The 12,362-nt window shown below is 65.0% G+C and carries 11 protein-coding genes, 2 tRNA genes and 1 pseudogene; 6 read left to right on the forward strand and 8 right to left on the reverse strand.

What is annotated here, in order from left to right; all coding sequences use genetic code 11:
* Positions 1–20 precede the first annotated feature (20 nt).
* Genes ACSBPQ_RS05495 through ACSBPQ_RS05505 form a run of 3 tightly spaced genes read right to left on the reverse strand, consistent with a single transcriptional unit; the run spans position 21 to position 2,370 of the window.
* The gene (locus ACSBPQ_RS05495) at positions 21–431 is read right to left on the reverse strand and encodes a lysozyme inhibitor LprI family protein (RefSeq protein WP_442684035.1); all 411 of its coding nucleotides are present in this window, start codon (positions 429–431) and stop codon (positions 21–23) included.
* Positions 428–1,903 carry a Fe-S cluster assembly protein SufB gene (gene sufB, locus ACSBPQ_RS05500; protein ID WP_442684036.1) on the reverse strand — a complete coding sequence of 492 codons (1,476 nt, stop codon included), beginning with the start codon at positions 1,901–1,903 and terminating at the stop codon, positions 428–430. Before sufB ends, ACSBPQ_RS05495 begins: the two co-directional genes overlap by 4 nt.
* A gap of 20 nt (positions 1,904–1,923) precedes the next feature.
* A complete protein-coding gene (locus ACSBPQ_RS05505) occupies positions 1,924–2,370 on the reverse strand; it encodes an SUF system Fe-S cluster assembly regulator (RefSeq protein ID WP_442684037.1) in 447 nt (148 codons plus the stop codon).
* 164 nt (positions 2,371–2,534) lie between these two features.
* Here ACSBPQ_RS05505 and ACSBPQ_RS05510 point away from each other — a divergent pair, with 164 nt between their 5' ends.
* On the forward strand, positions 2,535–3,002 hold the full coding sequence (locus tag ACSBPQ_RS05510; protein ID WP_442684038.1) for an SET domain-containing protein: 468 nt from the start codon (positions 2,535–2,537) through the stop codon (positions 3,000–3,002).
* 116 nt (positions 3,003–3,118) lie between these two features.
* On the opposite strand, the gene ACSBPQ_RS05515 is transcribed toward ACSBPQ_RS05510, so the two are convergent.
* The 3 genes from ACSBPQ_RS05515 to ACSBPQ_RS05525 all read right to left on the reverse strand — a co-directional run bounded on the left by ACSBPQ_RS05515 (position 3,119) and on the right by ACSBPQ_RS05525 (position 4,705).
* Positions 3,119–3,706: a DUF1439 domain-containing protein gene (locus tag ACSBPQ_RS05515; RefSeq protein ID WP_442684039.1), complete on the reverse strand. Its 588-nt coding sequence runs from the start codon at positions 3,704–3,706 to the stop codon at positions 3,119–3,121.
* Positions 3,707–3,806: 100 nt separating this feature from the next.
* Positions 3,807–4,112, reverse strand: coding sequence for a DUF3861 family protein (locus ACSBPQ_RS05520; RefSeq protein WP_442684040.1), 306 nt, complete (start codon positions 4,110–4,112; stop codon positions 3,807–3,809).
* 194 nt (positions 4,113–4,306) lie between these two features.
* Entirely contained in the window at positions 4,307–4,705 is a 399-nt protein-coding gene (locus tag ACSBPQ_RS05525) for an HU family DNA-binding protein (RefSeq protein WP_442684521.1), read from the reverse strand.
* A gap of 292 nt (positions 4,706–4,997) precedes the next feature.
* Between ACSBPQ_RS05525 and ACSBPQ_RS05530 the strand changes: the two genes are divergently transcribed.
* The 3 genes from ACSBPQ_RS05530 (at position 4,998) to ACSBPQ_RS05540 (ending at position 8,020) form a co-directional block, all read left to right on the forward strand.
* A complete protein-coding gene (locus ACSBPQ_RS05530; protein WP_442684041.1) occupies positions 4,998–5,432 on the forward strand; it encodes an OsmC family protein in 435 nt (144 codons plus the stop codon).
* Positions 5,433–5,535: 103 nt separating this feature from the next.
* A complete protein-coding gene (locus ACSBPQ_RS05535) occupies positions 5,536–6,228 on the forward strand; it encodes a glycine zipper 2TM domain-containing protein (RefSeq protein WP_442684042.1) in 693 nt (230 codons plus the stop codon).
* Between the two features lie 100 nt (positions 6,229–6,328).
* Positions 6,329–8,020, forward strand: a complete 1,692-nt coding sequence (locus ACSBPQ_RS05540; RefSeq protein WP_442684043.1) for an amidohydrolase — start codon at positions 6,329–6,331, stop codon at positions 8,018–8,020.
* Between the two features lie 424 nt (positions 8,021–8,444).
* On the opposite strand, the gene ACSBPQ_RS05545 is transcribed toward ACSBPQ_RS05540, so the two are convergent.
* Positions 8,445–8,531: transfer RNA gene (locus ACSBPQ_RS05545), tRNA-Leu, on the reverse strand.
* Between the two features lie 199 nt (positions 8,532–8,730).
* Positions 8,731–8,817, reverse strand: a tRNA-Leu gene (locus tag ACSBPQ_RS05550).
* A 336-nt stretch (positions 8,818–9,153) separates the two neighbouring features.
* Between ACSBPQ_RS05550 and rnr the strand changes: the two are divergent.
* Together rnr and rlmB are read left to right on the forward strand one after the other, a co-directional pair.
* Positions 9,154–11,391: pseudogene (gene rnr / locus ACSBPQ_RS05555) on the forward strand (ribonuclease R); the annotation flags it as partial.
* 115 nt (positions 11,392–11,506) lie between these two features.
* The gene (rlmB, locus tag ACSBPQ_RS05560) at positions 11,507–12,253 is read left to right on the forward strand and encodes a 23S rRNA (guanosine(2251)-2'-O)-methyltransferase RlmB (RefSeq protein ID WP_442684044.1); all 747 of its coding nucleotides are present in this window, start codon (positions 11,507–11,509) and stop codon (positions 12,251–12,253) included.
* Positions 12,254–12,362 lie beyond the last annotated feature (109 nt).

The raw sequence follows: 12,362 nt of genomic DNA on the forward strand, positions 1-12,362 counted from the left end.
ATGTGTAGGGGACGGGGCGATCAGAGCTCGCCTTCGGCGCGATCGAGGAAGGTGGCGCGCAGCCACCGGGTGCGCTGCCGGGTCAGTTCGGCCTTGTTGGCCGAATACAGCATCGGGTACATCGAGCCGTACAGGACGTGCGGGTTCTCGTCCTTGCCCACCGGGTAGCGTGCGGCAATGTCGGCATCGCGCAGCGGGATCCACAGGCGCTGGGCGGCGCGCAGCTTGTCGATGGCGACCGGCTGGCCCTGCAGTTTCTGCATCACCTGCCGGTAGACGGCGTTGAGCTCGGCATCGGCCGCCTCGGCCTCGTGTGCGGCGCATTCGTTGATGTCCAGCTGGGTGCGGGCATCGTCGCAGGCCTTGCCCGGCGCGGCGGCCGAGGCAGCCACGGGCAGCAATGCCAGCAGGAGCAGCGGCAGGCGGCTCATCCGACCGATCCTTCCAGCGAGACTTCCAGCAGCTTCTTGGCTTCCACCGCGAATTCCATCGGCAATTCGCGGAACACCTGCTTGCAGAAACCGTCGACGATCATCGACACCGCGTTTTCCTGGTCGATGCCGCGTGCGCGGCAGTAGAACATCTGGTCGTCGGAAATCTTGGAGGTGGTGGCCTCGTGTTCGACGGTGGCGCTGGGGTTCTTCACCTCGATGTAGGGGAAGGTGTGGGCGCCGCACTTCTTGCCGATCAGCAGCGAGTCGCACTGGGTGTAGTTGCGCGCGCCATCGGCGCCGGCAGCGACCTTGACCAGGCCGCGGTAGGTGTTCTGGCCACGGCCGGCGCTGATGCCCTTGGAGATGATCTTGCTCTTGGTGCGCTTGCCGACATGGATCATCTTGGTGCCGGTGTCGGCCTGCTGACGATGGTGGGTCAGTGCCACCGAGTGGAATTCGCCAACCGAATCGTCGCCCAGCAGCACGCAGGACGGGTATTTCCAGGTGATGGCCGAGCCGGTTTCCACCTGCGTCCAGGTGACTTTGGAGCGCGCGCCACGGCATTCGGCACGCTTGGTGACGAAGTTGTAGATGCCGCCGACGCCGTTCTCGTCGCCCGGGTACCAGTTCTGCACGGTCGAATACTTGATCTCGGCATCTTCCAGCGCCACCAGCTCGACCACCGCGGCGTGCAGCTGGTTCTCATCGCGCATCGGCGCAGTGCAGCCTTCCAGGTAGGAGACGTGGCCGCGGTCCTCGCAGATGATCAGCGTGCGCTCGAACTGGCCGGTGTTGTTGGCGTTGATGCGGAAGTAGGTGCTCAGCTCCATCGGGCAGCGCACGCCGGCCGGCACGAACACGAAGCTGCCGTCGGAGAACACCGCCGAGTTGAGCGCGGCGAAGTAGTTGTCGCCCACCGGTACCACGCTGCCGAGGTACTTCCTGACCAGCTCCGGGTACTCGCGGATGGCCTCGGAGATCGAGCAGAAGATCACGCCCTTGTCGGCCAGTTCCTTGCGGAAGGTGGTGCCGACCGACACCGAGTCGAACACCGCATCCACCGCCACGCCGGCCAGCTTGGCGCGCTCGTGCAGCGGTACGCCCAGCTTCTCGTAGGTATCCAGCAGTTCCTGCGGCACCTCGTCCAGCGACTGGTACTTCGGGCCTTTGGGCGCGGAGTAGTAGCTCAGCGCCTGCAGGTCGATCGGACCGATCTGCAGCTTGGCCCAGTCCGGCTGCTGCATGGTCAGGAAGTGGCGATAGGCATCCAGGCGCCACTGCGTCATCCATTCCGGCTCTTCCTTCTTGGCGGAAAGCGCACGGATGACATCCTCGTCCAAGCCCGGAGCGAACGATTCGGATTCGATATCGGTGACGAAGCCGGCGTCGTACTTGCGGCCCAGCTGTTCGTGGATTTCGCGGTTTGGAGTATCGGCGGTGCCGATGGATTCAATGGTTTCGGTGGCCATGTGGGCTGCCTACGTTTGATTCAGGAGACGACGGCGACATCGATGCGCCGGCGATCGGTGAGCGGTAAGGGACGCAGCATCTGTGCCAGGGTGACGCCACGCAGCGCGTCGGCCAGCACATCGTTGATCAGGCGCCAGTTGGAGCGCACGCTACACTGTTCGGCGATGCCGCACTGGCTGTCGTCCTGGCTGCATTCGGTGATCGCCAGCGGGCCTTCCATCGCCTCGACGATCTCGATCAGGGTGATCTCACTGGCCTGGCGGGTCAGCCGGTAGCCGCCGCGCACACCGCGCAGGCCTTCCACCAGCTTGGCCTGGGCCAGCGGCTTGAGCAGCTTGCTGACGGTGGGCGGTTCCAGCCCGGCGGCCTCGGCCAGCTCGGTCGCGCTCAGCACTTCGGCCGGCCGTGCGGCGAGCACGGTCAGCACGACGGTGGCGTAATCGGTGAGCTTGGTGACGCGGAGCATTTCGGCCGGAAATTCAATGTGGACCAAAATTGTACGCTTTACTGGCGCCGACTCCAAGTTCCCCGGTTCAGTGATCTGCAAGGCGGGCGTTCTTTTCCCGTGCTTGGGTTGAACTGCCGGTATGGGGGAGAATCCGGGCTTCCCTTTGAATCCTGGCCGCATCCATGACGAAGAAGATCCAAGCGCGCAAATCCTCCATTCATGGCAATGGCGTTTTCGCCTTGGCGCCCATCAAAAAGGGCGAGCAGGTCATCGAATACAAGGGCATGCGCCGCACCCACGATGAAGTGGATGCCGATGACAGCGGCGATGTGGAGAGCGGGCATACGTTCCTGTTCACCCTCAACGAGGTCTACGTGATCGATGCCAACTACAAAGGCAACAGTGCGCGCTGGATGAACCACAGCTGCGAGCCGAACTGCCAGGCGCTGATCCACGAGACGGACGGCGATGATCCCGCTGACGACAAGGTGTTCATCGAGGCCATCCGCGCTATCAAGCCGGGCGAGGAATTGACCTACAACTACGGCATCACGTTGGCCGAGCGGCATACACCCCGGCTGAAAAAGATCTGGGAATGCCGCTGCGGTTCGAAAAAGTGCACCGGGACGATGCTGCAGCCCAAGCGCTGATCCCGCGCTGCGCTGTCGACAGGCCGGGCGGGTGAGGGCATCCACCCAGCCCGGGCGCGGGCAATATGCAGAAGGCCGCGATGTGGCCTTCCTGCTGTCTGCTGCCGGAGGCGGACTCAGTTGTCGAACAGGCCCTGTGGTACGAGGCTGTCCAAGTTCTGGTTGAACTCCACCGCGATGCGGCCGTTCTGGATGCCGACCGATTTGACCTGCAGGACGCCCATCACCTTGGCGATGGCCGGGTCGATGCGGTAGATCGGTTCGCGCCGGGCATAGTCGGCCAGCCATGAATTGAGCAGGCTGCGGGTACTGGCATCCAGTTCGGCGCCGGCCATCGCCGGGCGGAAATCATCCACGGTGGGTTGTTCCAGATGGAAGCCCTGGGTCTGCGTGTCGTAGCGCAGGCCGCTGCTGATGTGCACATTGCCCACCGGCATGCGCGCGCTGCCGGCGGCAGACATGCCCAGGTCGAAGCGCAGGTCCAGACGGCTGCCTTCCGGCAGGGTCAGCTGCGGCTGGCTCACATCCAGTGCCAGCAAACCGCCGAGCGCTTTCTGCGTGCGCGGGAAGCTTCCGTCCAGATAGTGCTGCACATCGGCGGCGCCGACGGTGAGCTGGCGTCCGCTGATCTGCGGTGCGGCGTAGGCGCTGGTCGTCATGACCATGCAGGCGATGACGGGAACAAGCATGGCGCGATGGTTCATGGAGGACTCGCAGGTATGGCGCCGGAAGTGGCCGGGCGATCACGATAACCGGCGCCGGTGAACCGGCGGTTAGCACGCACGGTGCTGCTGCGCGCCCGTTTCAGTCGGCCGGGTGCAACTGCGCCAGCTTGGCCAGCAGGCCGTCGAGTTCCGGCTGCAGCAGTGAAAGCAGGTTGTCGTTGTCGCGTGCGCTGGCGGCGAGGTTTTCCAGCAGCCCGGTGGCGACCACCATGCTGGTGACATCGTTGCAGGACAGGCGCCGCTGGCTTTGTGCGTATTCCAGCTGGTGCATCCAGTTCTGCGGGCTGCGCTGTTCGAATTCGATGGTGCAACGCCCGCTGGACGGCAGGCCATTGGCTTCGATGGGCGTGACGGTGATGCGGTAGCGATGCTTGCTGCTGGACATGACGGCAATGCGGGAGTGGAGGTGACTCCACCATAGGCCGCCGCTGGGGTGCGGGCGAGGGGGCAGGCCACGACGCTGTGTTCCAGTCCGGTGGGCCGTGGTTATTCTGGCGGTGGTGGCAAAGATGCTGCCGACGGGCGAAAAAAAACGGGACGGCAATGCCGTCCCGTCCGGTCTCACACGCGTACGCTCGCTTAGAGCGCGGCGTCCTTGAGCTTCTTGAGCGGGCGCACCTTGAGCTTGGTGGTGGCCGGCTTGGCGGCAAACCACTGCTCTTCCTTCGTGAACGGATTGATGCCCTTGCGCTTCGGCTTGGCCGCCACGCTCACGGTGGTGATCTTCAGCAGGCCCGGCAGGGTGAAGCTGCCAGCACCCTTCTTGTGCACCGATGCGGTGACAGCACCTTCAAGTGCGGCGAAAACGGCGCGCACGTCCTTGGCGGCGATGTTGGTGGTTTCGGCAATGTGGGCAACCAGACCCGACTTGGTCAGGGCTTCCTTGATCGGCTTCGGTGCAGCAGGCTTTGCGGCGGCCTTGGTGGCGACTTTCTTCACTGCCTTTTTCGGGGCAGCCTTTTTAGCGGTCTTTGCCATGATTTCCTGTTCCGTGAACGGTTGGTTGTTGGTCATGCCGACCCCGTCGGCAAGCAAAATGTAGGGCATGTAGTGGGCGCCGCCAATAGGAAGACGCTGAAAAACCCTTGCAAAGCGGGCTACAGGGCGGTGCCGATGGCCGCGAATGCACGTAACCCACTGAAAAACAGCGGTTGCGCTGCACTGGCAGTCAGGCTCTGTTGCCGCATGTAAAGCGTGTGGCGCTGCAGCGCACAAGGCCATAACAGTCATCGGCCTATCCTGCCCGCACCATCCACGCAGGAGAGGCACCATGGGTATTTCGCGTTATGCCACCGCACACTGGGAAGGCGACCTGAAGTCCGGCAAGGGGCGTCTGGACACCCCGCAGAGTGGATTGCTGGAGGGCACCCGCTACGGCTTCAACAGCCGCTTCGGGGACGAGAAAGGCACCAGTCCCGAGGAGCTGATCGCCGCCGCGCATGCCGGCTGTTTCACGATGGCGCTGTCGGCCAAGCTTGCCGAGGCGGGCTTCCCGCCGACCTCGCTGGACAGCCGGGCCGATGTCGACCTGTCGATGGAGGGTGGCCCGCAGCTGTCGCAGATCCGCTTGAAGGTAAAGGCGGTGGTGCCGGGTCTGGATGAGGCCCGGTTCCGCGCGGTGGCCGAGGATGCCAAGCAGAATTGCCCCGTTTCCAAGGCGTTGAGCGCGGTGCCGGTCAGTCTGGAAACCGAGTTCTCCGGCTGAGGCGAGGCTGGTCCGGCCCGCTTGCGTAGGCATCCGGGCCGGTTCAGGATCGGCTCACCCGATGCAGTCGAGCATCGGCCATCCCAACCCGAGTGGTCCTGCCATGTTCCGATCGCTGTCTTTTGCCGGTGTCCTGATGCTGGGAGGCCTGACCGCTTTCGAAGCGTCCGCGCAGCGCTATGACGACGGCCGGTACCGGCCCAATCCCGCGTATGACGATGGCCACTATCGGCCGGGTGGCTACCCGGACGGCAATGGTCCCGTGTACGACTACGCACGCGTGGTGCGGGTCGATCCCATCATTGTCGGCAGCGGGCAGGGACGCGGCGAGCGTTGCTATGAGCGCAATGATGGCGGCTATGTCGGTGATGGCTATGGCAACGGTGGTTATCGCGAAGACGGCTACCGGAACAACGACTATTACGGTCGCGGCTACGACAACGGGCAGTACCGGCAGGGAGGTGATGGCGGGCGTCAGCTGGCGACCGTGATCGGCGGACTGGCCGGTGCGGTGCTGGGCAGTCGGGTTGGCGGCGGCGATGGACGCTATCTGGGTACCGCCGTGGGCACCATCGCCGGTGGCGTGGCCGGGCGGGCGATCTATGAAACCAGCAATCGTCCCGACTGCCGGCGTGGCGATGTGCGCGTCTGTGAGCCGAGCGGTTACGGCAGCGAAAGCGAGCGCGTGGATGGCTATGACGTCACCTACGAATATGCCGGCCGCCAGTACCGCACCCGGCGCGACTATCACCCGGGTGAGCGTATCCGCGTCCGGGTCGATGTCAGCGCGGACTGAGCAGCTGCGCCAGCGGGGTGTCGCGTATGCGTGGACGGGCCGGTTTGTCAGCACCGCCTGATGCCGGCATAGTCGCCACGTCCCGTCCAGGAGTTGCCTGATGCGCCGTTTCGCCTGCGTTGCCCTGTTGCTTCCCTGCCTGCATGCCGCCTCCGTCAATGCCGAGGTGAGGCTGCTGCTGGCCGATACCATCCGCACCGGTGATCCGGCGCAACCGGTGGCTGGGGCGATGGCCTGGGACAGTACGACGGGGCGCGTGCTCGACGTCGGCAGTGCCGATGCCTTGCAGCAGCGTTATCCGCAGGCGCGTCGTGTCGACGTGGGCAAGTCCACCGTGGTGCCGGGTCTGATCGACGCCCACGCGCATCTGGTCTATCTGGGCAACACGCTGGCGCAGGCGGATCTGTCCGGTGCGAAAAACCGGGCGGAAATCATCGAGCGCTTGCAGGCATTCGAAAAGACACTGGCACCAGGTGAATGGCTGCTGGGCCGTGGCTGGGACCAGAACCGCTGGGACAACACCGCCTTTCCCACCGCCGCCGATCTGGATGCGGCCTTCCCGGAGCGGCCGGTCTATCTGGACCGGGTCGATGGGCATGCGGCCTGGGTCAACAGCGCCGCGCTGCGTATTGCCGAAGCAGGCGGGAAATCATTGCTCGGTGATTGGCAGCCACAGGGTGGGCGCATCGTTCGCGATGCCGCCGGCAGGCCGGAGGGCGTGCTGGTGGATGCGGCTGCGGCGCTGGTAGCCGATCACATCCCCGCGCTGGATGATTCCGCACGTGAAAAGCGCCTGCAGGTGGCCTTGCAGGCGGCGGTCGGCAATGGATTGACCGGTGTGCATGACATGGGTGTGTCGCGTGAGGATCTGGCGTTGATGAAGCGGCTGGCGGATGAGGGCAAGCTGCCGCTGCGTATCGATGCGTATGCCGATGGCAACCAGGCCGCACTGGATGACCTGTGCAGCAGCGGGCTGTATCAGCATGCCGGTGGCCGCCTGCAGATGCGCGGGGTGAAGCTGTTCATGGATGGTGCCCTCGGCAGTCGTGGCGCCGCACTGCTGGCCGACTACAGCGACGATCCGCACAATCATGGCCTGCTGATGACCACGCCGGAAGAGTTCGAAGCGGCGGTGCGCAAGGCCGATGGCTGCAAGGTGCAGGTGGCCACCCATGCCATCGGTGATCGCGGCAACCGCATCGTGCTCGATACCTATGAAAAGGTGCTGGGCGCGCGCAAGGACAGCGATCACCGCTGGCGCGTCGAGCATGCGCAGGTGGTGGCGCTGGATGATATCGCCCGCTTCGCACCGCTGGGGGTGATCGCCTCGATGCAGCCCACCCATGCGACCTCGGACATGGGCTGGGCCGAGCAGCGTGTCGGCCCGGAGCGGATCAAGGGGGCCTATGCGTGGCAGCGTTATCTGCACAGCGGCGCACGACTGGCGCTGGGGTCGGACTTCCCGGTCGAGCAGGTCGACCCGCGGCTGGGCCTGTATGCCGCGGTGACGCGCCAGGATGCCGAGGGCCAGTCGCCGGGCGGGTGGCAGCCGGACCAACGCCTGAGCGCCGCCGAAGCGCTGCGCGGCTTTACCCGTGACGCGGCATTGGCCGGCCATGATGAAACCGAGGTGGGCATGCTGCAGCGCGGCCTGCGCGCGGACTTCGTAGTCCTGGACCGCGACCCGCTGGCAGTGGACCCCGCCGAACTGGACAACCTGCAGGTGCTGTCTACCTGGGTCGATGGTGAGCCGGTGTACAGTGCCAGTGACACTTCGCACAACGAGTCGTGATCTTTCCAGCGGGAGTCTGCCCACCAGCGGCCCCGCATTCGCGCCTTGCGCGGCGGCACCTCGATGATGACCGCGCAAGTCGTAGCGATTTCAGGCGCCGGGGTGGGGGGCACATCCGGTCCTCGATGAGAGCGGTGCGGAAGTGGTGTTCGCGGCCTTCTCCCAGCTGCCCCTGTTGAATAGAAGGGACATCACCTTCCCGCAACGATTCCATCACCGCACGTCTTTGTGGAGAAGACCGGTGCTGCTGTTGCAGGCCATCCGGGCGAACGGGGAGGGGCTGCGCGTCTTCCCGCATCAGGGCGTGGGGCTGCAGCCGCCTGAAGGGCTCAACCACTGCAGCTGACCACGTTGTCCGCATGTGCAGCGCGGCGACGACAAGGCACAAAAAAACCCGCTTGCGCGGGTTGTTTCGTTTGAGTCGTGGTGCCCAGGAGAGGACTCGAACCTCCACGGAGTTGCCCCCGCTAGCACCTGAAGCTAGTGCGTCTACCAATTCCGCCACCTGGGCGACTCAGGAGCGAGATTATGCAGAGCGGTTTTGTAACCGTCAACACTTTTGTGAATACATGCAGAGGGCGCCGGCGTGGAGGTGAGGTGTTGATCCGGCGCACCGGTGTGGGCCGTTATTCCAGCGTGGCTCCCGGCCTGCAGGCTGCGGCTGCGGCAGATACGAAAAGACCCGCTTGCGCGGGTCTGATCTTGAAACGTGGTGCCCAGAAGAGGACTCGAACCTCCACGGAGTTGCCCCCGCTAGCACCTGAAGCTAGTGCGTCTACCAATTCCGCCACCTGGGCACTTCAGGCCGGCGATTCTGGCCAGCACGATGGAATTTGTCAACGGTTCCCGCATTGCTGCCCGTTGTCGGCATGCGCACTGCGTACACGGTTCAGCAGGTACCATGGCGGTCGATGAAAAACAAAAAGACCACTGGGGCCGGAAAGGCCCACAAGTCCGCCGCCGGCAGCAAGCCGGGCAAGGCCCCGGGCAGTGCCCGCAAATCCAATAAGTTGCCGCCCTGGATGCCTGAGAGCCTGGCGACGCCGGCCAAGACTGGCAAGGGCAAGTCCCAAGACCGGGCTGCCCCGCAGAGCTTTGTCCGTGGCCGCCGCAAGCCGGATCCGGCAGCAACCTTCGACGACCCGTATGCCGCACGCGAGGCCGAGCGTTACGCGCAGCCGATCGCCAGTCGCGAGGCGATCCTGCAACTGCTGGAGCGTTGCGAGGGTCCGCAGAACGCCGAGGAGATCGGTGCGCAGCTGGGGCTGACCGAGCCGGATCGTGCCGATGCCTTGGCCAAGCGCCTGGGCGCGATGGTGCGCGATGGCCAGCTGGTGCAGAACCGCCGTGGCGGCTTCGCGCCGGTGCTGGCGCTGAGCCTGATTCCGGGTGTGGTGATCGCCAATCCGGAAGGCTTCGGTTTCCTGCGCCCGGACGAGGGGGGCGACGATCTGTTCCTGTCGCCCTATGAGATGCGCAAGGTCATGCACGGTGATCGCGCGCTGGCCAATGTCACCGGCATCGACCGCCGTGGCCGCCGCGAAGGCGCCATCGCGCGCGTGCTGGAACGCGGCGTCAATCGCCTGATCGGCCATTTCAGCGTTGAAGCCGGCATCAGTTATGTGGTGCCGGACGACAAGCGCATCCAGCGCAACATCCAGATCCCGGCCGACGCGACCGGTGGTGCGAAGGATGGCCAGCTGGTGGTGTGCGAGCTCACCCATGCGCCGGATTCGCGACGCCCACCGATCGGCAAGATCATCGCGGTGCTGGGCGACAAGCTGACACCGTCGCTGGTGGTGGAAACCGCCATCCACGGCCACGAGCTGCCCTACGAGTTTCCGCCGGAAGTACTGGACGAGGCCACCGCCATCCCGATGACGGTGGAGCCGTCGATGATCGGCAAGCGCGTGGACCTGCGCTCCATGCCGCTGGTGACCATCGACGGCGAGGATGCCAAGGACTTCGATGACGCGGTGTACTGCGAGCCCAACCGTGACGGTTTCCGTCTGGTGGTGGCCATCGCCGACGTGTCCAACTACGTGCGCCCCGGCACGCCGCTGGATGATGAGGCGCAGAAGCGCGCAACGTCGGTGTATTTCCCCGGTTTTGTCGTGCCGATGCTGCCGGAGACGCTGTCCAACGGCATCTGCTCGCTGCGGCCGAACGAGGACCGCATGTGCTTCGTCTGCGACATGCAGGTCGGGCGCGACGGGCAGGTGAGCGCATCACGCTTCTATGAGGCGGTGATGAGTTCGCACGCGCGGCTGACCTACACCCAGGTGTGGAATGCGGTCGGTGAGGATGACGCCGTGGCCAAGGCCGAGATCGGCGCGCTGCTGCCGCAGATCCAGGCACTGCACCAGCTGTACCGGGTGCTGGCCAAGGCGCGTGAGCACCGTGGCGCGATCGAGTTCGAATCCTCCGAAGTCCGCTTCGTGCTGGACAACCGCGGCGAAGTCACCCAGGCCGGCATGCTGGTGCGCAACGATGCGCACAAGCTGATCGAGGAATGCATGATCGCGGCCAACGTGGAGGCGGCGCGTTACCTGCTGTCCACCCACATTCCGGCGCCGTACCGCGTGCACGAGCGGCCACCGGAATCCAAGTACGCCGACCTGCTGGAATTCCTCAAGGAGTTCAAGCTGAGCCTGCCGGCGTGGAGCAAGGTGCAGCCGGGCGACTACACCCGACTGCTGAAGAAGGTGCGCGAGCGCCCGGATGCGGCGTTGCTGGAGTCGGTGCTGCTGCGCAGCCAGTCGCTGGCGGTGTATGCGCCGGACAACAACGGCCACTTCGGCCTGGCGCTGGAAGCGTACGCGCACTTCACCTCGCCGATCCGTCGTTACCCGGACCTGCTGGTGCACCGCGCGATCAAGTACGCACTGACCGGCGCGCCGCGCGAAAAGTACACCTACACCCCGCGCGAGATGGCGGCCTTGTCGCTGCAGTGTTCCGAGCGGGAGCGCCGTGCCGATGAGGCCGAACGCGAGGTCGACGAGCGCTTCCGTGCGGCGTGGATGGAGAAGCACGTCGGCGGCCAGTTCGATGGCGTGATCAGCGGCGTGACCAGCTTCGGCCTGTTCGTCGAGCTGGACGAGTCCAAGGTCAACGGTCTGGTCCATGTGACCCAGCTGCCGCACGACTATTACCAGTTCGATCCGATCCGCAAGACCCTCAGCGGCGACCGCCGCGGCAACGCGTTCCGCCTCGGTGATCGGGTCCGCATTCTGGTGCTGAAGGCCAGCATGGAAGAGCGCAAGATCGATTTCCGGCTGGTCGAGAAACTGGACGGCGAAGCCATCGACACTGGCCTGTCGCCATTGCCCGAGCGCGGCAAGCCGGCCAAGCGCAGCAAGAAGAAATACTGACCGTGATGGCGGCCGCCGCGTGGTGGCCGCCATTGGACCCCCGTAGGCCGGTGGCAGCTGCGGGTGGCGCCGAATGGGCCTACCATTGCCACCCCGTTTTCCCCATGTGACGCCCATGAGCAAGCAGAACCAGTGGATCGTCGGCGTCAATGCCGTGGCCTCCTCGATTGAAAAAGACCCGGAGAACGTCCGCGAGGTGCTGATCGAAGCCGGCGCCAAGAACCCGCGCCTGGTTGAAATCGAGGAAGAAGCCCTGCGCAAGGGCATCGACGTGCGCAAGGTCAATGCGCAGGCGTTGGGCGGCGTGGCCGGGCAGGTGCGTCACCAGGGCGTAGCCGCACGCTATGCCGCTGCGAAACTGTGTGCCGAGAACGAACTGCAGGGGCTGATCGAGGCTGCCGAAGGCAAGGCGCTGGTGCTGGTGCTGGATGAAGTGCAGGACCCGCACAACCTCGGCGCCTGCCTGCGCAGCGCGGCCGCTGCCGGTGTCACCGCCGTGGTCATCCCCAAGGACAAGAGTGCCCCGGTCAATGCCACCGTGCGCAAGGTCAGCGCCGGCGCCGCCGACCGCATCCCGGTGGTGGCGGTGACCAACCTGGTCCGTTGCATCAAGGACATGCAGAAGCTGGGCGTGTGGGTGTACGGCCTGGCCGGTGAAGTGGATACCACCGTCCACCAGCTCGACCTGCGCGGCAACGTGGCGCTGGTGATGGGTGGCGAGGCCGAAGGCCTGCGACGGTTGACCCGCGAAACCTGCGATCAACTGGTCCGCATTCCGATGCCCGGGGATGTCGAAAGCCTCAACGTCTCCGTCGCGACCGGTGTGGCATTGTTCGAAGCGGTGCGCCAGCGATTGGTGTAACCCGGATTGTTGAAGGAACGATGCTGCAGACTACGTTGCGCTTTCCGCTTTCCGCTTTCCGCTTTCCGCTTTCCGCTGCAGCGCTGCTACCTGTCCGGCTTCGGCTCTG

It is taken from the genome of Stenotrophomonas sp. JC08 (assembly GCF_052180205.1).
Classification (GTDB): domain Bacteria; phylum Pseudomonadota; class Gammaproteobacteria; order Xanthomonadales; family Xanthomonadaceae; genus Stenotrophomonas.

What these genes read in the sequence shown, in the direction of transcription:
- ACSBPQ_RS05495 (WP_442684035.1), bottom strand. Translation starts at nt 431, where the DNA reads ATGAGCCGCCTGCCGCTGCTCCTGCTGGCATTGCTGCCCGTGGCTGCC.
- sufB (WP_442684036.1), bottom strand. Translation starts at nt 1,903, where the DNA reads ATGGCCACCGAAACCATTGAATCCATCGGCACCGCCGATACTCCAAAC.
- ACSBPQ_RS05505 (WP_442684037.1), bottom strand. Translation starts at nt 2,370, where the DNA reads ATGCTCCGCGTCACCAAGCTCACCGATTACGCCACCGTCGTGCTGACC.
- ACSBPQ_RS05510 (WP_442684038.1), top strand. Translation starts at nt 2,535, where the DNA reads ATGACGAAGAAGATCCAAGCGCGCAAATCCTCCATTCATGGCAATGGC.
- ACSBPQ_RS05515 (WP_442684039.1), bottom strand. Translation starts at nt 3,706, where the DNA reads ATGAACCATCGCGCCATGCTTGTTCCCGTCATCGCCTGCATGGTCATG.
- ACSBPQ_RS05520 (WP_442684040.1), bottom strand. Translation starts at nt 4,112, where the DNA reads ATGTCCAGCAGCAAGCATCGCTACCGCATCACCGTCACGCCCATCGAA.
- ACSBPQ_RS05525 (WP_442684521.1), bottom strand. Translation starts at nt 4,705, where the DNA reads ATGGCAAAGACCGCTAAAAAGGCTGCCCCGAAAAAGGCAGTGAAGAAA.
- ACSBPQ_RS05530 (WP_442684041.1), top strand. Translation starts at nt 4,998, where the DNA reads ATGGGTATTTCGCGTTATGCCACCGCACACTGGGAAGGCGACCTGAAG.
- ACSBPQ_RS05535 (WP_442684042.1), top strand. Translation starts at nt 5,536, where the DNA reads ATGTTCCGATCGCTGTCTTTTGCCGGTGTCCTGATGCTGGGAGGCCTG.
- ACSBPQ_RS05540 (WP_442684043.1), top strand. Translation starts at nt 6,329, where the DNA reads ATGCGCCGTTTCGCCTGCGTTGCCCTGTTGCTTCCCTGCCTGCATGCC.
- rlmB (WP_442684044.1), top strand. Translation starts at nt 11,507, where the DNA reads ATGAGCAAGCAGAACCAGTGGATCGTCGGCGTCAATGCCGTGGCCTCC.